Source organism: Sphingomonas silueang, from assembly GCF_040049155.1.
In the GTDB taxonomy this organism is placed as follows: Bacteria; Pseudomonadota; Alphaproteobacteria; order Sphingomonadales; family Sphingomonadaceae; genus Sphingomonas; species Sphingomonas silueang.
The window spans coordinates 237,654-261,597 of sequence record NZ_JBDZDK010000004.1 but is presented as its reverse complement, the minus strand read 5'-3'; the positions used below and the strand labels follow the sequence as shown (position 1 = coordinate 261,597).

Sequence of the window (23,944 nt, the reverse complement as noted above, 5' to 3'; positions counted from 1 at the left end):
GCTCGGGACGAACGGGTCGGATGCGGATAAAATCCCCCCAACATTACCGATTGTTCAGCGCGCGCTGACCCCCCGGCAAGCTGCGCCCCGGCATAACCGCCCCCATGACGGGACAAGGGGCAGGCAGGATGCGGCGGTTGACGGTTTGGGGCGCGGCCCTGTTGCTGGGATCGGGCATCGCCCCGGCCCAGGCGAGCGCGCCGGGGCCGGTCGGCTACTGGATCGGGCCGCACCGCGACGTGGCGGTGCGCACCGCGCCGTGCGGACAGGCGCTGTGCGGCTGGGTCGCATGGGCATCCGATTCGGCGCGCGCCCATGCGGCGGGCGGCGGCACGGCGCGGCTGATCGGTACCGAACTGCTCCACGACTATGTCGCCGATGGCGATCATGGCTGGTCGGGCACGCTGTTCGTGCCCGATCTGGGCCGCAGCTTCGCCTCGCATATCGAACAGGCGGCGCCCGACCGGCTGGAGGTGCGGGGCTGCATCCTCGCCGGCCTCGTCTGCCGGTCGCAGGTGTGGACCCGGATCGATCGGCTGCCCGGTGCCTGATCCCCGCGCCTTCTTCGCCCGGCATCGCACCGCGATCGGCATCGTCGCGGTCGTGGTACTCATTTCGCTCGGCTTCGGCGCGCTGGAGGCGCTGACCAGCGAGATCCATTACGCCGATGTCCGCCGCGCCGCCCATGCGCTGACCGGGACGCAGATCGTGCTGGCGCTGCTCGCCACCACGGGCAGCTATCTGGCGCTGACCTTCTACGACGTGCTGGCGCTCCGCGTCATCGGTCGCCCGCTGCCGTGGCGGACGGCGGCGCTGGCGTCGTTCACCAGCTATACGCTCAGCCACAATCTCGGCCTGTCGCTGCTGACCGGCGGGTCGGCGCGCTATCGCATCTACAGCGCGGCGGGGCTGGACGGGCCCGACGTCGCCCGCGTCGTCGGCATCGCGGGCGGCACCTTCTGGGCCGGGGTGGTGAGCGTCGCCGGGCTGGCGCTGCTGGTCCACGGCGGCACGCTCGACCTTGCAGGACTGACGCTCGACGTGGCGACGACCCGCCTGCTGGGCGGCTGCATCCTCGGCCTGCTCCTGCTGCTGCTCGTCGCCTGCGCATTGCTGCCGCGTCCGGTGCGGCTGTTCGGGATGGCGGTGCCGCTGCCGACCCTGCGCCAGGCGCTGGCGCAGATCGCCATCGCGGTGGTCGACATCGCCCTTGCCAGTGCCGCGCTGTTCGTGCTGATCCCCGACGCCGCCCCCCCGCTGCTGCCCGCCTTCGTCCTCGCCTTCGCGCTCGGCATGGTCGCGGCGGTGGTGACGCATGTTCCGGGCGGGATCGGCGTGTTCGAGGCGACGGTGCTGGCGGTGGTGCCGATCGACCGGGCGACGCTGTTCGCCGCGCTCATCGCCTATCGCCTCGTCTATTACCTCTTGCCGCTGGGCCTCGGCATCGCGCTGCTGGCGGTGCACGAGGGCGCGCGGCGGCGGCATGCGCGCTGGCTGTCGGGCGTGCGCAGCGTCGCGATCGGCGTCGCGCCGCTCGCGCTGTCGGCGGCGACCTTCCTGTCGGGCGCGATGCTGCTGCTGTCGGGATCGCTGCCGTCGATCCATGCGCGGATGGGCGACCTCGCCGATATCGTGCCGCTGCCGCTGATCGAGGCGAGCAACGTCGCCGCCAGCCTGACGGCCACGCTGCTGCTGCTGCTCGCGCCGCCGCTGTACCGGCGGCTGGACGGCGCGTTCGTCGCGGCGCGGGCGCTGCTGCTGGCAGGCGCGCTGTTCTCGCTCGGCAAGGGCATCGATTACGAGGAGGCGTCGGTGTGCCTCGCGGTTGCCGGGCTGCTGCAATGGACGCGCGCCGCCTTCTATCGCCGCACCACGCTGACCGGCGGGCCGGTGGGGCTGCCGTGGCTGGCGTCGATGGCGGCGGTGATCGCGCTGACCTTGTGGTCCGGGTTCTTCGCCTATCGCCGCATCCCCTATTCGGACGATCTGTGGTGGCATTTCGCGCTGTACGGCGATGCGCCGCGCTTCCTGCGCGCGCTGCTCGGCATCGGCATCGCGCTGGCGGCGGCGTGCGTGTGGCGGTTGATGGCCCCGTCGCGCACCCCCGCCGCCGCGGCCCTGGCCGAAGTGGAGGTGGACGCGGTGCGCCGCATCCTGACCGCAGCGGTGCGCACCGATGCGATGCTGGCGCTGACCGGCGACAAGCGGTTCCTGCTGTCGGAGGCGGGCGACGCGCTGCTGATGTATCAGGTGTCGGGGGCGAGCTGGATCGTGATGGGCGATCCCGTCGGCCCGCGCGCGGCATGGGGCGAGCTGCTGTGGCGGTTGCGCGAGCTGGCCGATGCGCAGCAGGGGCGCGTGCTGCTCTACGAGGTCTCCTCGCCGGTGCTCGACATCGCGATCGGCATGGGGCTGATGATCGTGAAGTTCGGCGAGGATGCGGTGGTCGACCTGACGAGCTTCACGCTCGACACCCCCCGGCTGCGCGCGCTGCGCAAGTCGGAACGGGCGGTGGCGCGCAAGGGGGCGAGCCTGCGCATCGTGCCCGCCGCGCAGGTCCCCGCGCTGCTGCCCGAGCTGACCGAGGTGTCGGACGAATGGCTCGGCACCAAGGGCCAGCGCGAGAAGAGCTTCAGCCTCGGGCGGTTCGATCCGGCCTATCTGGCGCATTTCGACCTCGCGGTGATCGAGATCGACGGGCGGATCGCCGCCTTCGCGAACCTGTGGCTCACCCAAAGCCGCAGCGAGGCGTCGGTCGACCTGATGCGCCACCGCGCCGATGCGCCGCCGGGGACGATGGATTTCCTGATGGTGAACCTGATGCTGTGGGCGCAGGGCCAGGGCTATGCACGCTTCTCGCTCGGCATGGCGCCCCTGTCGGGGATCGAGGACCGGCGGCTGGCCCCGGCGTGGGCCAAGGCGGCGGCGTTCGTGTTCCGCCACGGCGAGCGCTTCTACGGCTTCCGGGGCCTGCGTACCTACAAGGACAAGTTCGCGCCTTCGTGGGAGCCGCGCTACATCGCCGCGCCCGGCGGCATCGGGATGCTGCGGGGCTTACGCGACCTGTCCCGCCTGATCGGGCGGTCGCCGCCGCCCGCCCCCTTTCCCTGCCTTCCTACCCCCCAGCCGGAGGTGTTGCCGTCATGACCCGTATCCACGATCCCCGCGCACGGATGCGGCGGCGGCTGGGCATCGGCGCGCTGCTCGCCGGGCTGCTGATGCTGCTGGCGCTGGCCGCACCCGCGCTGCACCTGATCGACGACCGGTCGCTGCGGCTGTTCGGCGGGCGACCGCAGTCCCAAGTGGTGGCGGTGTATTTCTCGGGCGACATGGGGCTGCGCTTCGGCATGGGGGCGAAGGTGGTCCCGGCGCTGGCGGCGCACGGCATTCCCGTCATCGGGGTCAGCTCGCCGGTCAATTTCGGCACCCGGCGGACGCGGGAACAGGCCGATGCGATCGTCGCGGGCGCGATCCGCACCGCGATGGCGCAGACGGGGGCGCAGCGGGTGATATTGATGGGCCAGTCGTTCGGTGCGGACATCGTGTCGGCGATCGCGCCCGACCTGCCCGCCGACCTGCGCGCCCATATCGCGGCGATCAACGTGGTGGTGCCTGCGCAGACGGTGTATTTCCGGTCGGACCCGACCGGCATCTACTACCACGGGACGCCCGATGCGGTGCCCGCGGCGGCGATGCGGCATCTGGATTGGGCGCCGGTGATCTGCATCTATGGCGAGGAGGAGGCCGACAGCCTGTGCCCGACGCTGAAGGGCACGGGGGCGCAGGTGATCGGGTTGCCCGGCGGGCATTTCCTGCGCAACGACGACAAGCTGCTGGTGGCGACGCTGTTGCGCTCGCTCCGGACGGCGGGGGCGGGGATGGTGTGAGGGGGGATCAGGCCATGTCGAGGCGGATCGAAGCCATCCACTTCCGTTCGTCCCGAGCGTAGTCGAGGGACGTGCTGCGGGCGGATCGCCAACGTGTCTCGACTGCGCTCGACACGAACGGTTTGGGGGCCTTCCTAAAAAAGGCCTAAGGTGGAACCGTTCGTCCTGCGTAGCCGCTGAGCGAAGTCGAAGCGGCGTATCGAAGGATCGTCCGTGGCTGGCAACCCGCTCCGGCCAGCGACGACGGCAAAGCCGCCGTCGGTCGGGTTCGGCATTGGGATGCCGACCCGCCGTCCGCGCTAGGCGATGCCCGTTTGACGGGCACCGGCGCGTAGCGAGGCTACGCGCCTTCGCCTCGCGTCAATACATATGTTGCCCGCCGTTGATGCTCAGCGTCGAGCCGGTGACGAAGCCGCCCTCTTCCGAACACAGGAAGGCGACGCCGCGCGCGATCTCGCTCGCCTGACCGAGGCGACCGACCGGGATCTTGGCCACGATCTTTTCCAGCACGTCGGCCGGGACCGCCGCCACCATGTCGGTGTCGATATAGCCCGGCGCGATCGCGTTGACCGTCACGCCGAAGCGCGCGCCTTCCTGTGCCAGCGCCTTGGTGAAGCCGTGGATGCCCGACTTGGCGGCGGCATAGTTCACCTGGCCGTACTGGCCCGCCTGCCCGTTGATCGATCCGATGTTGACGATGCGGCCCCATTTGCGGTCGCGCATGCCGGGGAAGGTCGCCTTGGCGAGGTTGAAGCAGCCGCCGAGGTTGGTGCGGATCACGTCTTCCCACATCTCGTAGGTCATCTTGAGCAACGTGCCGTCGCGGGTGATGCCCGCGTTGTTGACGACGATGTCGACCGGTCCGACCGCTTCCTCGACCGCCTTGACGCCCGCCTGGGTCGCCGCGAAATCGCCCACGTCCCACTTGAACGCGGCGATGCCGGTGCGCTCGGTGAAGGCCTTCGCCTTTTCGTCGTTGCCCGCGTAGTTGGCGGCGACGGTGACGCCCATGTCCTTGAGCGCGAGGCTGATCGCCTCGCCGATGCCGCGCGTGCCGCCGGTGACGATCGCTACCCGTGCCATGCATTCTCTCCCATGCGAGTTTGTCCCCTGCTAGGCGGCGTCGATCCATCCCGCAAGTTGCCGCGCGATGATGTTGCGCAACATTTTATTGCCCGTCGGCTCGGCGTTGAGACACGGAAGATAGGCGAAGTGCGTGCCGCCCGCGGCCATGAAGCTCTCACGCCCGCGGATCGCCAGTTCCTCCAGCGTCTCCAGACAGTCCGCCGAAAAGCCCGGCGCGAAGATCGCGACGCGGCGCCTGCCCGCCTTCGCCAGTTCCACCAGCGTCTCGTCGGTCGCCGGGCCGAGCCATTTGGCCGGGCCGAAGCGCGACTGGAAGGCGACGGTCAGCGGACGGCCCAGCGCCTCCGAAACCAGCCGTGCGGTCTTTCGGCAATGACAGTGGTACGGATCGCCCAGTTCCAGCGTGCGCTTCGGCATGCCGTGGAAGCTGGCGACGATCGTGTCGGGCTCGAAATCCAGCTTCGCCAAATCCTCGCGCAGCGTGGTGGCCAGCGCGTCGATATAGAGCGGATCGTCGTAATAGGGCGGCAGGGTGCGGATCGCGGGCTGCCAGCGCAGTTTGGCCAGATGGGCGAACGCCTTGTCGTTGGCGGTGGCGGTCGTCGCTGCGCAATATTGCGGGTAGAGCGCTGCCAGCAGGATGCGGTCGCACCCCTGTTCGCGCAAGGCATCGATCCGGCTGGCGATCGAGGGATTGCCGTAGCGCATCGCCCAGTCGACGATCACGTCCGTGCCGAACGCGCCCTGCATCGCCTCCGCCTGCGCCCGCGTGATCGCGGCGAGCGGCGATCCCTTGTCGCTCCACACCTGCCGGTAGGCATGCGCCGACTTTCTCGGGCGGGTGTTCAGGATGATGCCGCGCAGGATCGGCTGCCATGCGATCGGCGGGATTTCCACGACGCGGCGGTCGGAGAGGAACTCGGCGAGGTAGCGCTTGACCGAGCGGGGGCTGGGATCGTCGGGCGTGCCGAGGTTCATCAGCAGCACGCCGATGCGTTGCGGGGGGATGGCGGGGTGATTCGGCGGGCGGTCCATGGGGGCTGCTAACGCGCGAATGTTGCGGTGGGGGCAAGGGGAAGTTGGTTTTCACGCGGAGACGCGAAGGAGAAGGATATTGGTTCGCGCGGAGACGCGGAGGCGCAGAGAGGTTGGGCTTGCCGCGCCGTTCCGCGATCGGGAGACATGCTCGCCCGCCGCAACGACGAATTGAAGCCGCTGACGCGGGATAGGGCCTCAGCAAGCGCAGCTTCTCCGCGCCTCCGCGTCTCCGCGTCTCCGCGCGAACCCATACCTTTCTTCTTCGCGTCATCGCGCCTTCGCGTGAACCAACTCCTACCCCGGCAACGGCAGCGACCGATACCGCCGCCCCGTCGCCGCGTGCAGTGCGTTGGCGATGGCAGGCGCCGCCACCGGGACCGCCAGTTCGCTGACCCCGCCCGGATCGGCATCCGATTCGATCAGTTCGACCAGCATCTCCGGCGCATCGGCGAGGCGCGGCAGGTGCATGCCGCCGAAGCCGCGCACCTCGGGCAGGTTGGCGGCGAAGCCGGTCGCCGCGCCCAGCGCGGTCGCCATGCCGAAGATCAGCCCGCCCTCGATCTGTTGCCGCACGAGGTCGGGGTTGACCACCCGTCCGCAATCGACCGCCGCGACCAGCCGGTCGACCTTCACCCGCCCGCCCACCAGCCGCGCCTCGGCCATGCAGGCGATCGCCGAGCCGCGCATCCGGTGGCAGGCGATGCCCTGCCCGCTGCCCGCCACCCCGCCCTGCCAGCCGCCCAGCGTCGCCACCGTCGTCAGGCAGCGCGCCAGTGCCACGTCGTCGCCCAGCATGCCGATGCGGAACGAATGCGCCTCGACACCCGCGAACGCCGCCAGCTCGTCGAGGAAACATTCGGTGAAGAAGGCGGTATAGCCATGCGCCCCGCCGCGCATCCAGCCGGGCGGCAGGCCGAGATCGGCGGCATGGTGATCGACCGCGACATGGGCGATGCCATAGGGCGGGACCGCCCCGTCGGTCGCCAGCGCATCGCCGCCGCCCGGCAGCGCCCGCCCCAGCGCGACCGCGACGTCGCCGCCGAGCAGCTGCCCGAGATCATGGCCGGTGCGCGGGGCCGCGACCTGCGCCCGCCACGCGGCGATCGTCCCGCCGCGCGCCAGCCGCGCGGTCATGCGGGCGGCGGCGGGCGTGCGGTAACGGTCGGCGAGGCACTCCTCGCCGCGCGACCAGGTGAGTTGCACCGGGCGCTCCAGCCGCTTCGCCAGCACCGCCACCTGTTCGGCGACGCGCGTGTCGAGCGTCGCGCCGAACGATCCGCCCGCGATCGTCGGGTGCAGCACGACCCAGTCGGGCGCGATGCCGATCGCCCGCGCGGCGGCGGCGCGCGCCAGCGTCGGCGCGGCGCACGGCATCCACAGCGTCAGCGTGCCGTCGCTCCACTGCGCGGTGGCGCTCGTCGGCTCGATCGCGCCGTGGAGCGCGGCGCGCACGCGGTAGGTCGCGGTCTGCGTCCGCCCCTCGGCGAAGGCGGCATCGACATCGCCCGTGTCGTGGACCCGCGCGCCCTCCCCCGCCAGCGCGGTGTCGAGCGCGGCGGCGATCGCGGCGTCGTCGATCAGCCCGTGCGTCTCGAAGCGCGGCGACATCGCGTCGAGCGCGCGATTGGCCGCCCACCAGGTCGTCGCCACCGCCGCCACCCAGCGGTCGTGCTCGACCACCGCGACCATGCCGGGGATCGCGCCCGCCGCCGCCTTGTCCAGCCCGACGAGCCGGCTGTCGCCGATCGGTCCCTGCCGGATCGAGGCGAAGACCATGCCGGGCTTGCGGATATCGGCGGCGAAGGTCGCGCTGCCGTCGAGCTTGGCAGGCGCGTCGAGCCGGGGGAGCGGTTGCCCCAGCAGCCGCTTCTCCTCGCCGGTGCGCAGGGGCAGGTCGCCGCCCGGCAGGCTCTCGGCGGCGGCACGTTCGGCGAGCGCGCCGAACCGCTCGCGCCGCTCGCCCATCACCACGAAGCCGTCGGCGGTGCCGCAGCTGCGCCAGTCGCTGCCCCAGTCGCGCGCCGCCGCGCGGCACAGCAGCACCCGCGCCGCCGCGCCCGCCGCGCGCAGCGGTTCCTCGAACCGGCGGATCGAGGTCGAGCCGCCGGTCAGCATCAGCGCGTTGCGCTCGGCATAGACGTTGCGCGTCGCCTCGGGCAGTGCGGCCAGCGCATCGCCGAACAGGATGCCCGCCGCCAGCGGATTGGCGTAGAGCGGGTTGATCGGCGCGGCTTCCACCGCGACGGTGCGCCAGTCCGCGCCCAGCTCGTCCGCGACGATCTGCGGCAGCGCGGTGTAGACGCCCTGGCCATGTTCGCTCTGCGGCACGGCGACCGTGACCTGCCCGTCGACGCCGATCTTGAGATAGGGGCCGAAGATCGTCTCGCCCTCGGCAGCGGCGAGGTTGACGCCGTAGCGGCGCGGCCACAGCGCCCAGGCGACGACCAGCCCGACGCCCGCCCCGCCGCCGATCAGCAGCTTGCGGCGGGTGAGGCGCGGGGTGGAGGGGGGTGCCATGGGGTGCGCCCTATCATGTCCTCCCCGGAACGGGAACGCGAAGATCCTCCCCGCTTGCGGGGAGGATCGGTGGTTCCCCTCCGCGCGCTTCCCCGGTATCACGCGGGCCGAACCACCGGAGCCTGTCCCTTGATCCTTTCCACCCTTGCCGCGGCAAGCAGCGATATCGGCATGGCCGCGGGCCATATCCGCTATGTCGACCTCGGGCTCGATCCGGTCGCGCTCGACCTCGGCTTCTTCCAGTTCAAATGGTATTCGCTGGCCTATATCAGCGGCATCCTGCTCGGCTGGTGGTATCTGCTGAAGCTGCTCGACCAGCCGGGCGCGCCGATGGCGCGGCGGCATGCCGACGACTTCGTATTCTATGCGACGCTCGGCATCATCCTCGGCGGGCGGATCGGCTATGCGATCTTCTATGCGCCCGAGATGTTCGTCGATCCGATCAAGCTGTTGCGGCTGTGGGACGGGGGCATGTCGTTCCACGGCGGCATGGTCGGGCTGATCCTCGGCATCTGGTGGCTGTCGCGCAAGCACGGCCTGCGCCCGTTGCGCGTCGCCGATTACGTCACCTGCGTGGCACCCATCGGCCAGTGTTTCGGGCGGCTCGCCAATTTCGTGAACGGCGAATTGTGGGGCAAGCCGAGCGACGTGCCATGGGCGATCGTGTTCCCGCGCACGGTCGCGGGCGGCATGGACCCGGCGCGCCATCCCAGCCAGCTCTACGAGGCGCTGGGCGAGGGGCTGCTGCTGTTCCTGCTGCTCTCCTTCCTGTTCTGGAAGACCGATGCGCGCTACAAGCCCGGCTTCCTGCTCGGCACCGGCATGGCCGGGTTCGGCGTCGCGCGCTTCGTGATCGAATTCTGGCGCGAACCCGATGCGCAGCTCGTCGCCTTTTCCGAAGCCACCGGGCTGCACATGGGCCAGTGGCTGACGCTGCCGATGATCGCGATCGGCATCTATCTGATGGTGACGGCCAAGAAACGTCGCCTGCGCGTCGAACCGATCGCGGGGTCGGAGAGCGTGGCGTGACGGTGTTGCCGATCCTCCCCGGCACGGGGAGGGGGACCGCTCGCGCCAGCGAGTGGTGGAGGGGGGCGTCCTGCTTCACCACCGCTGCGTTCGGGGATAGCCCCCTCCACCATGCTGCGCATGGTCCCCCTCCCCATGCCGGGGAGGAGCTTTGATGGACGCCGCCCTTCCCGAACGGCTCGCCCGCGCGATCACGCTGGCGGGGCCGGTCAGCCTCGCCCAGTTCATGGGGGCGGCCAACGCGCATTATTATGCGACGCGCGATCCGCTGGGCGCGAACGGCGATTTCACCACCGCGCCCGAGATCAGCCAGATGTTCGGCGAGCTGATCGGCCTGTCCCTCGCCGACCAGTGGGACCGCGCGGGGAGACCGGCGGCGCGCTATGTCGAATACGGCCCCGGTCGCGGCACGCTCGCCGCCGATGCGCTGCGGGCGATGGGCCGGGCGGGCTGCACGCCGCCGGTGCATTTTATCGAGACATCGCCGTCGCTGCGCGCCGAACAGGCGAAGCGGGTGCCGGATGCCGACTGGGCGGTCGATATCGTCGGCGTGCCGGAAGACGGCGCGCTGCTGGTCGTCGCCAACGAATTCTTCGACGCGCTGCCCATCCGCCAACTGGTGAGGACGGCGCAAGGCTGGCGCGAGCGGCTGGTGGCGTGTCAGGACACGCTGTTCCTCCCCATCGTCGGCACGCGCGGCTTCGATCCGATCATCCCGCCGCAGCTGCGCGACGCGCCCGTCGGATCGGTGCTGGAAACCGCCCCCGCCGCCGTCGCCATCCTGCGTGCGCTGGCGAAGCGGATCGTGGCGCAGGGCGGCTGTGCGATCGTGATCGACTATGGCTATAGCGGCCCGGCGATCGGCGACACGTTGCAGGCGGTGCGCGGCCACGGCTTCGTCAACCCGTACGACGATCCCGGCGAGCAGGACCTGACCGCGCACGTCGATTTCGCCACGCTGGCGGAGGCGGCGCGGGCGGAGGATGCGGTCGCCTATGGCCCGGTCGAACAGGGCGCGCTGCTGACCGCACTCGGCATCGATGCGCGGGTGCAGGCCCTGTCCGCCCGTTCGCCGGAGCGGGCCGCAGGGCTCAAGGCCGATCGCGACCGGCTGGTCGCGGGCGATCAGATGGGCAGCCTGTTCAAGGCGATCGCGATCACCTCCCCCGGCTGGCCGGTCCCGGCGGGGTTCGCATGACGGTGCTGCTGCGCCCCGCCACGCCCGCCGATGCCGAGGCGCTGGCGACGATCGGGCGCGAGACCTTCGTCGAGACGTTCGGGCACCTCTATCGCCCCGACGATCTGGCGGCGTTCCTGACCAACCATACCCCCGCCAACTGGGCGGCGGAACTGGCCGATCCGCGCTTCCGCATCCTGCTGGCGACGGCGGGCGAGGCCACGGCGGCCTATGCCAAGCTCGGGCCGCCGTCGCTGCCGTTCACGCCGCAGGGAACGCCGGTCGAGCTGCGCCAATTCTATGTGCGCAGTCCGTGGCACGGCACCGGGCTGGCGGCGGACCTGATGGAACGGGTGCTGGCCGAGGCGCGGGCGACCGGCGCGGACGAGCTGTACCTGTCGGTGTTCGTCGACAATCACCGGGCGCGGCGCTTCTACGAACGCTACGGCTTTGCACGGGTCGGCACCTATGCGTTCATGGTCGGCACCCATGCGGACGAGGATCATGTGATGCGGCTGGCATTGTGAGCGGCGTGGAGGTCATCCGCGCGGGCGCGCTGGACGGGGTGGCGCACGGCTTTCTCGGGCGGCGCGGCGGGGTGTCGACCGGGGTCGTCGCCGGGCTGAACACCGGCCTCGGTTCGGACGATGATCGGGCGGCGGTGCGGGAGAACCGCGCGCGGGCGGTGGCGGCGGTGCTGCCCGGCGCGGCGCTGACCGGCGTGTATCAGGTGCATGGGGCCTCGGTCGTGCGGGTGCTGAGCGCGTTCCGCGACGACGATCGCCCGCGCGCCGATGCGATGGTGACGGATCGCCCGAACGTGCTGCTCGGCATCATCACCGCCGATTGCGCGCCGGTGCTGTTCGCCGACCGCGAGGGCGGCATCGTCGGCGCGGCGCATGCCGGGTGGAAGGGCGCGCTGGCGGGCGTGACCGACGCGACGATCGCGCAGATGGTGACGATGGGCGCGCGGCCCGAGCGCATCGTCGCCGCGATCGGCCCGTGCATCGCGCGGGCGAGCTATGAGGTCGACATGGGCTTCGTCGAACGCTTCTGTGCCGAGGATCCGGCCAACGAGCGCTTCTTCACCGAGAACCGCCCCGGCCATGCCCGCTTCGATCTGGAAGCCTATGTCGCGCACCGGCTGGCGGCGGCGGGCGTGCGGCGGATCGAGGCGCTGGGGCTGGATACCTATGCGCAGGAAGACCGGTTCTTCAGCTTCCGCCGCGCGACGCACCGCGGCGAGCCGGATTACGGGCGGCAGCTGTCGCTGATCGGGCTGGCGGGGTAGCGCTCCGTCATTCCTGCGACGGCGGGAATCCATAGCCGCTGACCCTGCTGCAGGATCCGCAACGGTAGCGTCTATGGGCTCCCGCCTTCGCGGGAGCGACGAAGGGTCGGATCACGTCCCCGTCATTCCGGCGGAGGCCGGAATCCATTGTGTCGGGCGGTCCCGATCGATCGCTGCCGTCACCCCGTCGATGGATTCCGGCCTTCGCCGGAATGACGGGAGGGCAGGACAATCGGATTTGGTTTCTTTCGTAACCATCGTTACTCTCCCCGAAAAACATGGAGAGAATCGATCATGGCCGACGAAACCGAAGCCGAGCTGACCGGCGTGCCGCCGCGCCGCCGCCCCAAGCCCCCGGTCGATACCGTCGGTGGCAGGCGGCTCAGCCCCCAGACGCTGATGATGGGGCATGGCTATGACCCGGTGCTGTCCGAAGGATCGCTCAAACCCCCGATCTTCGCGACCTCCACCTATGTCTTTCCCAATGCGGCGGCGGGCAAGCGCCATTTCGAGGGCGTGACCGGCAAGCGGCCCGGCGGCGCCGAAGGCCTCGTCTATTCGCGCTTCAACGGCCCGAACCAGGAAATCCTCGAGGATCGCCTCGGCGTGTGGGAGGAGGCGGAGGACGCGCTGGTCTTCTCCAGCGGCATGTCGGCGATCGCCACGCTGTTCCTCAGCATGGTGCAGCCGGGCGACACGATCGTCCATTCCGGCCCGCTCTATGCCGCGACCGAGACGCTGATCGGGCGCGTCCTCGGGCGGTTCGGCGTGCAGTATCTCGATTTTCCGGCGGGCGCGACGCAGGACGAGATCGAGGCGGTGCTGCGCAAGGCGGAAGGCCGCGTGCCGCTGATCTATCTCGAAAGTCCGGCCAACCCGACCAACGCGCTGGTCGATATCGAGGCGGTGGCCGCGGCGCGCGATGCGGTGTTCGGCGACGGCGCAGCCCAGACGCCGATCGCGATCGACAACACGTTCCTCGGCCCGCTGTGGCAGCAGCCGCTGCGGCACGGGGCCGATCTGGTCGTCTATTCGCTGACCAAATATGCCGGCGGGCACAGCGATCTGGTCGCCGGCGGGGTGCTGGGGTCGAAGGACCACATCAACACCATCCGTTCGATGCGCAACACCATCGGTACGATCTGCGACCCGAACACCGCGTGGATGCTGCTGCGGTCGCTGGAGACGCTGGAGCTGCGCATGAGCCGCGCGGGAGAGAATGCGGCGAAGGTCTGCGCGTTCCTGCGCGATCATCCGAAGGTCGAGCGGGTCGGCTATCTCGGCTTCCTCGAAGGCGCCGAAGGGATGGAGCGCCAGGCCGATATCTACGCCCGGCATTGCACCGGCGGCGGATCGACCTTCTCGCTCTACCTGAAGGGCGGCGAGCGGGAGGCGTTCGCCTTCCTCGACGCGCTGGTCATCGCCAAGCTGGCGGTGAGCCTCGGCGGAACCGAAACGCTGGCGAGCCACCCGGCGGGAATGACCCACCTGTCGGTGCCCGACGCGCGCAAGGCGGCGCTGGGCATCACCGACAATCTGGTGCGCATCTCGATCGGGGTCGAGAATGCCGACGACCTGATCGCCGACTTCGCGCAGGCGCTGGACGCCATTTAGGCTCCTCCCCGCTTGCGGAGAGGGGGACCGCGCCCGACAGGGCGTGGTGGAGGGGGATCGCCGCGAACGCTACGGTTCCGTATGCTGGCACCCCCCTCCACCATGCTGCGCATGGTCCCCCTCCCCGTGCCGGGGAGGAGCGGTTTACGCCCCGCCGATCCCTTCGATCACCTTGCCGGTGCCGCCGCAGTTGGCGCATTCCCCGCCGTCGATCGTGCCGCTGCCGCCGCAGCGGGGGCAGATATCCTCGCCGGTGCCGGGGGTGCCGGGGGCAGCGTCGTCGCCGGGGTTGGTCGGTTGGGGCATGACAGGCTCTCCTCAATCGCGCGACAACGGTCGACAGCGGGCCAAGGGTCCGGCATGACGGCTCGCCTTATGGCTCCGCGTTTCGCCTTCACCGTCACCGCCACCTCCGGGCGCGCCCGCACCGGCACCATCGCCATGCAGCGCGGGGAGATCCGCACGCCCGCGTTCATGCCGGTCGGCACCGCCGCCACCGTCAAGGCGGTGAAGCCGCAGGCGGTCCGCGCGAGCGGGGCCGACATATTGCTCGGCAACACCTATCACCTGATGCTGCGCCCCAGTGCCGAGCGCGTCGCGCGGCTGGGCGGGCTGCACGCCTTCATGCAGTGGGACCGGCCGATCCTGACCGACAGCGGCGGCTATCAGGTGATGAGCCTGTCCGAGCTGACCAAACGGTCGGAAGACGGCGTCGAGTTCAAGAGCCATCTGGACGGCACGCGCCACCTGATGAGCCCCGAGCGATCGATGGAGATCCAGCGCCTGCTCGGGTCCGACATCGTGATGGCGTTCGACGAGCTGGTGCCGACCACCTCGTCGCGCGAGGTGCAGGCGAAGGCGATGGAACGCTCGATGCGCTGGGCGCGCCGCAGCCGCGCCGGATTCGATGCGGGCGGGGAGCATGCATCGCGCGCCGCGCTGTTCGGCATCCAGCAGGGCGCACTGGACGAGGGGCTGCGCAAGGCTTCGGCGGATGCGCTGATCGACATCGGCTTCGACGGCTATGCGGTCGGCGGCCTCGCGGTCGGCGAGGGGCAGGCGGCGATGTTCGGCGTGCTCGACTATGCGCCGGGCCAGTTGCCGGTGGACAAGCCCCGCTATCTGATGGGGGTGGGCAAGCCCGACGATATCGTCGGCGCGGTCGAGCGCGGGATCGACATGTTCGACTGCGTGCTCCCCACCCGATCGGGCCGCACCGGTCAGGCGTTCACGCGCGAAGGCCCGATCAACATCCGCAACGCGAAGTTCGCCGAGGACATGGCGCCGCTCGACCCCGCCTGCGCCTGCCCGACCTGCGCGAGCTTCAGCCGCGCCTATCTCCACCATCTGGTGCGCGCGGGCGAGATATTGGGCGCGGTGCTGATGACCGAGCATAATCTGTATTTCTATCAGGCGCTGATGGCGGACCTGCGCGCGGCGATCGCCGCGGACACGCTCGCCGCCTTCGCGCACGATTTCCGGGCACGCTACACGCCGCAGAAGCGTTGACGCCCAAGCAAGAGGGAGAGGACCGCATGACCGACACACCCGAACTGAACGAAGTCGCCGCCGCCGCCCGCGACGCCAAGCGCGCCGCCGATGCCGCCGCGGAAGCCCGGACCCCGGCGCGCCCGTCGCACTGGCCGCTCGTGCCGATCGGCGTCGGCCTTGGCATCGGATCGGCGGCGCTGGCGGCGGCGATGCTGTATGCGAACGCGGGGCGGAAGAAGGGCTGATCGTACTGCCCTGACCGCTCGACCCGTTCCTCCCCTCCCTGACAAGGGAGGGGAGAAGCTGTCGTTTGCTCCGGTCGCCGACCGGGGCGGCTGGCCAAGTGCCCGTTGACACCCGCCCGCTGCGCGCCGCACATCTCCGGCCATCGTTCCGCCCGGAGAATTGCCCCCATGCGTCTCGGCCTCGCGCTGTTGCTCTCGACCGCCTGCCTCGTGCCCGCCCATGCGCGGCAGGCCGCGCCCGCCGCACAGGCCGGCGCCACCGTGCCGCCGATCGCCTATACCGAACGCACCCTCGCCAATGGCTTGCGCGTCTATGCCATTCGCGACACGTCGAGCGCGAACGTGTCGGTACAGGTGTGGTACGACGTCGGCTCGAAGGACGATCCCGCCGGGCGATCGGGATTCGCGCACATGTTCGAGCATCTCATGTTCAAGGCGACGCGCAACCTCGTGCCCGAGCAGCTCGACCGGCTGACCGAGGATGTCGGGGGGTACAACAACGCGTCCACCGCCGATGATTACACCAATTATTACGAGGTGGTGCCCGCTAACCACCTCGAGCGGCTGCTGTTCGCCGAGGCCGACCGGATGGCGACGCTGGTCGTGGACCCCAAGACCTTCGCGTCCGAGCGGGAGGTGGTGAAGGAGGAGCTGCGCAGCCGCATCCTGGCGCAACCCTATGGCAAGCTGTTCGGGCTGTACGCGCCGATGGTGTCGTACAGCCGCCATCCCTATGCCCGGCCCGGCATCGGATCGATCGCCGATCTCGACGCGGCGACGATCGACGACATCCGCGCGTTCCACGCGACCTATTACCGGCCCGACAATGCGGTGCTGGTCGTCGCGGGCAATTTCGATCCCGCGCAGCTGAACCGCTGGGTCGACCAGTATTTCGGCCCGATCCGGAAGCCGGACCGCCCGATCCCGCGCGTGACCGTGACCGAGCCGATCCGGACGCAGGCTACCGCCAAGACGGTGTACGAGGCCAACACCCCGCTGCCCGCCGTGCTCATCAGCTATCCGCTGCCGCCCGCCGGGCACCCCGATCAGGCGGCGCTGGCGGTGCTGACCACGATCCTGTCGGGCGGCGACAATTCGCGGCTGCATCAGGCGCTGGTCTATCGCGAGCAGATCGCGGCGGACGTCGGCGTCTTCGCCGAGGACAAGCAGGGGCCGGGCACGCTCGCGCTCTATGCGATCCTCGCCGGGGGCAAGCGTGCCGAGGACGGCGAGGCGGCGCTGCGCCGCGAGGTGGCGAAGCTCGTCGCCACGCCGCCGACCCCCGCCGAACTCAGCGAGGCGAAGAACGAGATCACCACCGCCGCGCTGCTCTCGCGCGAGACGGCGGAAGGGAAAGCATCGGCACTGGCCGAAGGCGTGATCGTCGAGCGCGATCCGCAGGCGGCGGACAAATCGCTCGCCGCCATCGCCCGCGTGACCGCAGGCGACGTGCAGCGGGTGGCGCGCACCTGGCTGGCCGACAGTCGTTCCGCCGCGATCCGCTACCTGCCCGACAGCGCCAAGCCCGCCGGGGCGGCGAGCGACGCGATCGCCGTGGCGGACACCGTCGTCACCGCGCCGCTGGCGGTGCCGCCGGGCATCGCGCTCCACACGCCCGCGCCCGAGGGGCAGCGCATCCTGCCGCCCGAACCCGGCGCGCCGGTGCAGGTGGCGATCCCGGTGCCGGTCGAGCGGCGGCTGGCCAACGGCATGCGCGTGGTGGTGGTCGAGAAGCGCGGGCTGCCGATCGTCACCGCCGCGCTGGTGGCGCAAGGGGGATCGTCGCGCGACGGCGATGCCCGCGCGGGCACGGCCGAACTGACCGCCGGGCTGCTGACGCAGGGCACCGCCACCCGTTCGGCGACCGAGATCGCGCGCGCGGTCGAATCGCTCGGCGGCAGCATCTCGAGCGGGGCGGGCTGGGATTCGCAGAGCGTGACGCTGACCGTCGGCTCCGCCGAGGCGCCCGCCGCGCTCGGCATCCTGGCGGATGTCGCGCGCAACCCCGTGTTCGCGCAGGACGAGATCGACCGGGTGCGCGCCCGCACGATCGACGCAGTGAGCGTCGCGCTGACCGATCCGGCGCAGCTCTCGGGCCTCGTCGCCGATCGCGTGACCTTCGGTTCGGGATACGGCCATCCGGCCAGCGGCACGCCCGGGACGCTGAAGGCGATCACCCGCGCCGACGTGACCGCCGCCTATGCCCGGACGTGGCAGCCGGGGCAGGCGACGCTGGTGCTGGTCGGCGACCTGACCGCCGATAAGGGCGCGGCGCTGGCCGAGAAGCTGTTCGGCGACTGGAAGCCCGCCCCCGGTGCCGCCACGCCCCGCCCGCCCGAAGCCGCCCCGCCCGCCCCGCGCGTGATCGTCGTCGACATGCCCGGTGCCGGACAGGCCGGGGTGGTGGTCTCGCGTCCCGGCATCGCGCGCGGCGACGCTGCCTATTTCCCCGCCGCCGTCGCCAATGCGACATTGGGCGTCGGCTTCACGTCGCGGCTGAACCAGGAAATCCGCATCAGGCGCGGCCTCGCCTATGGCGCGCGCTCCGAGCTCGACGCGCGCAAGGCGGGGGGAGCGGTGAGCGCCGCGACGCAGACCAAGAACCCCTCCGCGCCGGAAGTCGTGAAGATCATCACCGACGAGATGCGGCGGCTGGGGGCCGAACCTGCGTCCGAGGCGGAACTGGCGACGCGCAAGGCGGTGCTGGCGGGCAGCTTCGGCCGCACGGTCGAGCGGACCAGCGGGATCGCGGGCACCATCGCCACCTATGTCGCCGACGGCGTGCCGCTGGCGCGGATCGCGACCTTCCTCCCCTCGATCGAGGCGGTCGATCCGGCGGCGGTGCAGCAGGTCGCCGCCCGGACGTTCGATCCGCAGGCGGCGAGCATCGTGGTGGTGGGCGACGCGAAACAGTTCCTCGAACCGCTGCGCGCGGCCTATCCGGGGCTGGTGGTGATCCCGGCGGCGGCGGTCGACCTGTCGCGGCCCGATCTGGGGGCGAAATAGGCGGGCAGGCGGCACCGGCCCGCCGCGAACCACGGTCATCCCCGCGCAGGCGGGAAGGACGGATATCGATATCGGTCGGCCCGTCCGGCCTTCCGGCGAAGGCCGGGACGACGACGGGGAAGCGGAGGAAACACGATGGACCTGCATCTCTGGCTCGCCTTTGCCGCCGCGTCGTTCGTGATGGGGATCATCCCCGGTCCGGGCGTCGCCAGCATCATCGGCTTCGCGTTCAGTTCGGGGCGCGCGACCGCGCTCGCCTCGGTCGCGGGGATGGCGGTGGGCAACGGCATTGCGATGACGGTGTCGCTGGCGGGCGCGGGGGCGATCCTCGCCACCTCGGCGATCGCCTTCACGCTGCTTAAATGGATCGGCGCGGCCTATCTGATCGGCATCGGGCTGATCGCCATCCTGCGCAGCGGCGGCGGCGACGATCCCGCGCGCCCGGCGCGGGCGGTGCGGCCGCGCACCGCGTTCCTGACCAATGTCGCGGTCGGCACCTTTCACCCCAAGACGATCCTGTTCTTCGTCGCCTTCGCCGCGCAGTTCATCCGCCCCGACCAGCCGTTCGTGCCGCAGGCGGCGATCCTGATCGCGACCTTCGTCGGCATTTCCGGGACGACCGACAGCGCCTATGCGCTGGTCGCGTCGCAGGCATCGGGGCTGATCCGCCGCCCGGCGTTCCGCCGCTGGGCGCAGCGCGCCGGGGGCGGCGCGGTGATGGGCGCGGGCATCGCGATGGCGACGCTCCAGCGGTAGCGCACCGTCCCGCTGCGGCACGGTCCGGATCGAGGGGGGAGCCGGACGCGCGTTGATCGGTTATAGCGCGCGGCATGGGCGTCCTCGCGAATCTTCCCCGATCTACCCGGTTGGCGGGCGGCCTTGCGCTGCTGCTGACGATCGGCACGTTCGCGGCGCGCGCGGGCATCGCCACGGTCGAGCATGCGGGCAGCCCCGCCCCGCCCCCGCCCGCCGCCAGCGGCTATGAGGCCGACGAGCATTTCCCCGGCGCCGCGCTGCTGCTGGCCGATGCGCCCGCCCCGGTGCGCGCGCGGGGCGAGACGGGCACCGCCCCGCTCCCCGCGCTGCCGGTGAGTGCCGAGCAGGCGGCGCTCGCCATGGCCGACACCTCGGTCAAGACGGCCGCGCCGTTCGTGGCACGCGGCAGCGCGCTCGATCAGGCGCGGGCGCTGCAATGCCTGACCACCGCCATCTATTACGAGGCGGCCAACGAGCCCGACGCCGGGCAGCGCGCGGTGGCGCAGGTGGTGCTGAACCGCGTGCGCCACCCCGCCTTTCCCGCCAGCGTGTGCGGGGTGGTGTTCCAGGGATCGGACAGGCCCGTCTGCCAGTTCAGCTTCGCCTGCGACGGGGCGATGGCACGTGCCCCCGCCCCCGCCGCATGGGTCCGCGCACGGCGGGTGGCGGCGCAGGCGCTCGCCGGCCAGGTGTTCGCGCCGGTCGGCATGGCGACGCATTACCACACCTATGCGGTCACCCCGTCGTGGAACCGCTCGCTGGTGATGACCGGGGCGTTCGGCGCGCATTTCTTCCACCGGTGGAAGGGGTGGTGGGGCACGCCCGCCGCCTTCCGCGATCGCTATGCGGGCCACGAGCCGCTGCCTGGGCCGTTGCGCCCGGTCGCGGCGGTGGTGCCGGTGGCGCAGGCGTCGCCGCTGCCCGAGGTGCAGGCGGCGGTGCCCCTGCCCGTGCCGCCCGCCGCCGCCGATGCCGTGGCCGTGGCCGTCCCCGCCGTACCGCCGCCCGACACGCTGCCGCCCGCGTCGCAGGTGCTCGACCGGTGGAAGGATTCGGGCAAGCCGCTGCGCTGAGCGTCCGCGTGGAAACGTGCCGATGGCACGTTTCGCGGTGTCAGCCCGCACCCCCACCCGGCCACCCCCGCAAGTATCCTGATGGGTGGCCGGGTGGGGGTGCGGGCTGGCACCGCCGCGAAACGCGCACTACCGTGCGTTTCCCGACAAACGCCGGGGCGTGACTTTCGGTGCGCGCGCGCCTACCTCCCGCGCCAGCAAACCCCGGAAGGATCGCCCCATGTCGCTGACCGTCGCCGTGCAGATGGACCCCATCGCCGGAATCAACATCGCGGGCGATTCGACCTTCGCGCTGATGCTGTCGGCGCAGGCGCGCGGCCACCGGCTGTTCCATTACGGCCCGGAGGATCTGAGCCAGTCGGGCGACCATGTGTGGGCAGAGGCCCGCCCGGTCACGGTGCAGCGGGTGGTGGGCGATCACTTCACGCTGGGCGATCCGGTGCGGCTCGACCTCGGTGACGAGGCCGATGTCGTGCTGATGCGGCAGGACCCGCCGTTCGACCTCGGCTATATCACCGCCACCCATCTGCTGGAGCGGATCAGCGACCGGACGCTGGTGGTGAACGACCCCGCATCGGTCCGCAACGCGCCCGAGAAGCTGTTCGTGCTCGACTATCAGCGCTTCATGCCGCCGACGCTCATCACCCGCTCGGTCGCGGAGGCGCGGGCGTTCCTGGAGGAACATGGTTCGATCGTGGTGAAGCCGCTGCACGGCAACGGCGGCAAGGCGATCTTCAAGATCGATCGTGACGGGCAGAACCTGTCCTCGCTGATCGAGGTGTTCAACACCCAGTATCGCGAACCGCATATGGTGCAGGCGTTCCTGCCCGCGGTGGCGCAGGGCGACAAGCGGATCGTGCTGGTCGACGGGGTGGTCGCAGGCGCGGTCAACCGGCTGCCCGGCGCGGGCGAGATCCGCTCGAACCTCGCGGTCGGCGGCACGGCGGCCAAGACCGAACTGACGACGCGCGAGCGCGAGATCTGCGCGGCGCTCGGCCCGGAGCTCAAGCGGCGCGGGCTGATCTTCGTCGGGATCGACGTGATCGGCGGCGAGTGGCTGACCGAGATCAACGTCACCTCCCCCACCGGCATCGTCGCGATCGAGCGGTTCGACGGGACCGACGTGGCGGGCATGATCTGGGATGCGATCGAGGCACGGGTGGCGGCGGGGTAGGGAATTCCCCGGCCATCCGCACCGCCCCCACCGTTCGTCCCGAGCGACGTCGAGGGACATGCCGCAAGCGTGGCGCACGGTGTCTCGACTATGCTCGACACGAACGGTTTCCTGCCGGGACTGCATGCGTTGAAGCCATTCCAAGGCACGAAACCCCGCCACGGACGTTCCCGACGGCATGACCAGTTTCATCCTCGATGCCATCGCATGGGGCGGCTATCTCGGCATCTTCCTGCTGATGGCGCTCGAGAATGTGATTCCGCCGATCCCGTCGGAGGTCATCATGGGGCTGGGCGGCATGGCGGTGGCGCGCGGCGACATGGCGATGGTGCCGCTGCTGCTATTGGGCACGGCGGGGACGACCGCGGGCAATTACTTCTGGTACGCGATCGGGCGGCGGTTCGGCTATCACGGCCTGAAACCCTTCGTCGATCGCTGGGGGCGGTGGCTGACGCTGGAATGGGAGGATGTGGAGAAGCTCCAGCGCTTCTTCCGCAAGCATGGCGGCAAGACGGTGTTCGTGTTCCGCTTCATGCCGACGTTCCGCACGCTCATCTCGCTGCCCGCTGGCATGGCATGCATGCCGCACTGGCGCTTCATCCTCGCGACCTTTACCGGCAGCGTCATCTGGAACGCGGTGCTGGCCTATGCCGGGCTGTGGCTGGGGTCGAACTTCTCGGCGATCGACCGCTATGTCGGGCCTGCCGCCATCGCCATGTCGGTGGCGATCGTCATCGGCTATCTCTACCGCGTCATCACCTGGAAACCCCGCGCGCAGCGCTGATGCCTGGCGCCTGATCCACTTGCGTGGAAGCGGTACCGGCCCACTCCCCCACCCGGCCACCTACACGGTACTCTCGATGGGTGGCCGGGTGGGGGAGTGGGCCGGTACCGCACTGATCCGGCGTCGCCGGAGCAGACCCTACCCGTGCGGGTGGGCGCTCCGATACACGTCCAGCAGGTGCGCGGCATCGACCTGCGTATAGACCTGCGTCGACGACAGCGAGGCGTGGCCGAGCAGCTCCTGCAACGAGCGCAGGTCCGCGCCCCGCCCCAGCAGGTGCGTCGCGAAGCTGTGGCGCAGCGCGTGCGGCGTCGTCCGCTCGCCCAGCCCCAGCGCCGCGCGCGCGACCCGCACCGACCGGCGCACGACGGCGGCGGACAGCGGCCCGCCCTTCGCTCCCCGGAACAGCGGCGCGTCGCGCGCGGTGACCCATGGTTGCTGGGCGACATAGGCCTCGATCGCCGCGCGCACCGGGGGGAGCAGCGGCACGATCCGCACCTTGTCGCGCTTGCCGGTGACGCGCAGCGTGTCGCCGAGCGGCAGGGCCGCGCCGGTCAGCGCCAGCGCCTCGCCGATGCGCAGCCCTGCGCCATAGAGCAGCAGCAGCACCGCCCAGTCGCGCGCGCCGATCCACGGCTCGGCGGCGGCATCGGCCACTTCCCCGGCCAGTGCCACCGCCTCGTCGGGGCTGACCGGGCGCGGCACGCCCTTCCTGACGCGGGGGCCGCGCAGCCGGGGCGGCTCCGCGCCGACGAAGGCGAGGAACGCGCGCACCGCCGACAGTTCGCGCGCCGCCGACGTGCTCGTCAGCCCCTCCGCGCGGCGATGGGCGAGGAAGGCGCGCAGGTCGGCAATGGAAAGCGCCTGCAGCATCCCGGCATCCACCGTCGCTCCGCGATGCTGCCCGAGGAACGCCAGCAGCCGCTCGGCGGTGGCGGCATAAGCGCGCACGGTATGGGCCGATCGCCGCCGGTCGCGCGCCAGATGGCGGGCGAAGGCCAGCGGCAGCGGATCGGCCACCGGCGTCAGCCGATCGTCTGGCCCGACTTCGCCCAGTCGGCCATGAAGCCCGCGATCCCCTTGTCGGTCAGCGGATGGTTGACCAGCGCGCGGATGACGGCGGGCGGCGCGGTCATCACGTCGGCACCCAGCTTGGCGGATTCGAGGACGTGGATCGGGTGCCGCACGCTGGCGACGAGGATTTCGGTCGCGAAGTCGTAATTGTCGTAGATCAGGCGGATGTCGCTGATGAGGCCCATGCCGTCGAAGCCGATGTCGTCGTGCCGCCCGACGAACGGCGAGACGAACGTCGCCCCCGCCTTCGCCGCCAGCAGCGCCTGGTTGGCCGAGAAGCACAGCGTGACGTTGACCATCGTGCCGTCGTCGGTCAGCGCCTTGCAGGTCTTGAGGCCATCGATCGTCAGCGGCACCTTCACCGCGACATTGTCGGCGATCTTCCGCAGGATTTCCGCCTCGCGCATCATGCCCGCATGGTCGAGCGCCACGACCTCGGCCGATACCGGGCCGGGCGTCACGGTGCAGATTTCGGCGACGACCTCCAGGAAGTCGCGGCCGGACTTGTGGATCAGCGAGGGGTTGGTGGTCACGCCGTCGAGCAGGCCGGTGTCGGCCAGTTCGCGGATGTCGGCGATGTCGGCGGTGTCGGCGAAGAACTTCATGGGATCGCTTCCAGACGAATCGGGGATCGGATGGCGCGCCATCGCGCATCCCGGCGACAGGGGCAAGGTTTGCGCGGTGCAACATATGCCGGGAGCG

Annotated in this window: 21 protein-coding genes; 15 read left to right on the top strand and 6 right to left on the bottom strand. The window is 70.8% G+C overall.

What is annotated here, in order from left to right; all coding sequences use genetic code 11:
- Window positions 1–128 precede the first annotated feature (128 nt).
- The 3 genes from ABLE43_RS06635 to ABLE43_RS06625 are packed head-to-tail and all read left to right on the top strand — an operon-like array spanning window position 129 to window position 3,887.
- Complete coding sequence (locus tag ABLE43_RS06635; protein ID WP_348977685.1) at window positions 129–551, top strand: DUF2147 domain-containing protein; 423 nt, start codon at window positions 129–131, stop codon at window positions 549–551.
- Window positions 544–3,147, top strand: a complete 2,604-nt coding sequence (gene mprF / locus ABLE43_RS06630) for a bifunctional lysylphosphatidylglycerol flippase/synthetase MprF (RefSeq protein WP_348977684.1) — start codon at window positions 544–546, stop codon at window positions 3,145–3,147. Before ABLE43_RS06635 ends, mprF begins: the two co-directional genes overlap by 8 nt.
- On the top strand, window positions 3,144–3,887 hold the full coding sequence (locus ABLE43_RS06625; RefSeq protein ID WP_348977683.1) for an AcvB/VirJ family lysyl-phosphatidylglycerol hydrolase: 744 nt from the start codon (window positions 3,144–3,146) through the stop codon (window positions 3,885–3,887). Before mprF ends, ABLE43_RS06625 begins: the two co-directional genes overlap by 4 nt.
- 360 nt (window positions 3,888–4,247) lie before the next feature.
- Here ABLE43_RS06625 and phbB read toward each other — a convergent pair whose 3' ends face one another.
- The 3 genes from phbB to ABLE43_RS06610 all read right to left on the bottom strand — a co-directional run bounded on the left by phbB (window position 4,248) and on the right by ABLE43_RS06610 (window position 8,528).
- The gene (gene phbB / locus ABLE43_RS06620) at window positions 4,248–4,970 is read right to left on the bottom strand and encodes an acetoacetyl-CoA reductase (protein WP_348977682.1); all 723 of its coding nucleotides are present in this window, start codon (window positions 4,968–4,970) and stop codon (window positions 4,248–4,250) included.
- 30 nt (window positions 4,971–5,000) lie between these two features.
- A complete protein-coding gene (gene hemH / locus ABLE43_RS06615; RefSeq protein ID WP_348977681.1) occupies window positions 5,001–6,008 on the bottom strand; it encodes a ferrochelatase in 1,008 nt (335 codons plus the stop codon).
- A 297-nt stretch (window positions 6,009–6,305) separates the two neighbouring features.
- Entirely contained in the window at window positions 6,306–8,528 is a 2,223-nt protein-coding gene (locus ABLE43_RS06610) for a molybdopterin cofactor-binding domain-containing protein (protein WP_348977680.1), read from the bottom strand.
- Between the two features lie 129 nt (window positions 8,529–8,657).
- Between ABLE43_RS06610 and lgt the strand changes: the two genes are divergently transcribed.
- The 5 genes from lgt to ABLE43_RS06585 all read left to right on the top strand — a co-directional run bounded on the left by lgt (window position 8,658) and on the right by ABLE43_RS06585 (window position 13,639).
- Window positions 8,658–9,557: a prolipoprotein diacylglyceryl transferase gene (gene lgt, locus ABLE43_RS06605; protein WP_425475233.1), complete on the top strand. Its 900-nt coding sequence runs from the start codon at window positions 8,658–8,660 to the stop codon at window positions 9,555–9,557.
- 154 nt (window positions 9,558–9,711) lie between these two features.
- Window positions 9,712–10,755: a class I SAM-dependent methyltransferase gene (locus tag ABLE43_RS06600; protein ID WP_348977679.1), complete on the top strand. Its 1,044-nt coding sequence runs from the start codon at window positions 9,712–9,714 to the stop codon at window positions 10,753–10,755.
- The gene (locus ABLE43_RS06595; RefSeq protein WP_348977678.1) at window positions 10,752–11,261 is read left to right on the top strand and encodes a GNAT family N-acetyltransferase; all 510 of its coding nucleotides are present in this window, start codon (window positions 10,752–10,754) and stop codon (window positions 11,259–11,261) included. Before ABLE43_RS06600 ends, ABLE43_RS06595 begins: the two co-directional genes overlap by 4 nt.
- Window positions 11,258–12,025 (top strand): peptidoglycan editing factor PgeF, encoded by a 768-nt coding sequence (pgeF, locus tag ABLE43_RS06590; protein ID WP_348977677.1) that lies wholly within the window; start codon window positions 11,258–11,260, stop codon window positions 12,023–12,025. The genes ABLE43_RS06595 and pgeF overlap by 4 nt, the downstream gene beginning before the upstream one ends.
- A 294-nt stretch (window positions 12,026–12,319) precedes the next feature.
- Window positions 12,320–13,639 carry a cystathionine gamma-synthase family protein gene (locus ABLE43_RS06585; RefSeq protein ID WP_348977676.1) on the top strand — a complete coding sequence of 440 codons (1,320 nt, stop codon included), beginning with the start codon at window positions 12,320–12,322 and terminating at the stop codon, window positions 13,637–13,639.
- A 144-nt stretch (window positions 13,640–13,783) separates the two neighbouring features.
- Here ABLE43_RS06585 and ABLE43_RS06580 read toward each other — a convergent pair whose 3' ends face one another.
- Complete coding sequence (locus ABLE43_RS06580; RefSeq protein WP_348977675.1) at window positions 13,784–13,945, bottom strand: hypothetical protein; 162 nt, start codon at window positions 13,943–13,945, stop codon at window positions 13,784–13,786.
- A 69-nt stretch (window positions 13,946–14,014) separates the two neighbouring features.
- Between ABLE43_RS06580 and tgt the strand changes: the two genes are divergently transcribed.
- The 7 genes from tgt (at window position 14,015) to ABLE43_RS06545 (ending at window position 22,168) form a co-directional block, all read left to right on the top strand.
- A complete protein-coding gene (gene tgt, locus ABLE43_RS06575; RefSeq protein WP_425475236.1) occupies window positions 14,015–15,148 on the top strand; it encodes a tRNA guanosine(34) transglycosylase Tgt in 1,134 nt (377 codons plus the stop codon).
- A 26-nt stretch (window positions 15,149–15,174) separates the two neighbouring features.
- Window positions 15,175–15,375 carry a hypothetical protein gene (locus ABLE43_RS06570; RefSeq protein WP_348977673.1) on the top strand — a complete coding sequence of 67 codons (201 nt, stop codon included), beginning with the start codon at window positions 15,175–15,177 and terminating at the stop codon, window positions 15,373–15,375.
- 168 nt (window positions 15,376–15,543) lie between these two features.
- Window positions 15,544–18,381 (top strand): M16 family metallopeptidase, encoded by a 2,838-nt coding sequence (locus ABLE43_RS06565; RefSeq protein ID WP_348977672.1) that lies wholly within the window; start codon window positions 15,544–15,546, stop codon window positions 18,379–18,381.
- Window positions 18,382–18,516: 135 nt separating this feature from the next.
- Complete coding sequence (locus tag ABLE43_RS06560) at window positions 18,517–19,137, top strand: LysE family translocator (RefSeq protein WP_348977671.1); 621 nt, start codon at window positions 18,517–18,519, stop codon at window positions 19,135–19,137.
- Between the two features lie 74 nt (window positions 19,138–19,211).
- On the top strand, window positions 19,212–20,210 hold the full coding sequence (locus tag ABLE43_RS06555) for a cell wall hydrolase (protein WP_348977670.1): 999 nt from the start codon (window positions 19,212–19,214) through the stop codon (window positions 20,208–20,210).
- A gap of 220 nt (window positions 20,211–20,430) precedes the next feature.
- Complete coding sequence (gene gshB, locus ABLE43_RS06550) at window positions 20,431–21,384, top strand: glutathione synthase (RefSeq protein WP_348977669.1); 954 nt, start codon at window positions 20,431–20,433, stop codon at window positions 21,382–21,384.
- Between the two features lie 178 nt (window positions 21,385–21,562).
- Entirely contained in the window at window positions 21,563–22,168 is a 606-nt protein-coding gene (locus tag ABLE43_RS06545; RefSeq protein ID WP_348977668.1) for a DedA family protein, read from the top strand.
- A gap of 138 nt (window positions 22,169–22,306) precedes the next feature.
- Here the strand turns inward: ABLE43_RS06545 and ABLE43_RS06540 are convergent, their stop codons facing one another.
- Both ABLE43_RS06540 and fsa read right to left on the bottom strand, forming a co-directional pair.
- Entirely contained in the window at window positions 22,307–23,188 is an 882-nt protein-coding gene (locus ABLE43_RS06540; protein ID WP_348977667.1) for a tyrosine recombinase XerC, read from the bottom strand.
- Between the two features lie 5 nt (window positions 23,189–23,193).
- A complete protein-coding gene (fsa, locus tag ABLE43_RS06535; RefSeq protein ID WP_348977666.1) occupies window positions 23,194–23,847 on the bottom strand; it encodes a fructose-6-phosphate aldolase in 654 nt (217 codons plus the stop codon).
- Between the last annotated feature and the right edge of the window lie 97 nt (window positions 23,848–23,944).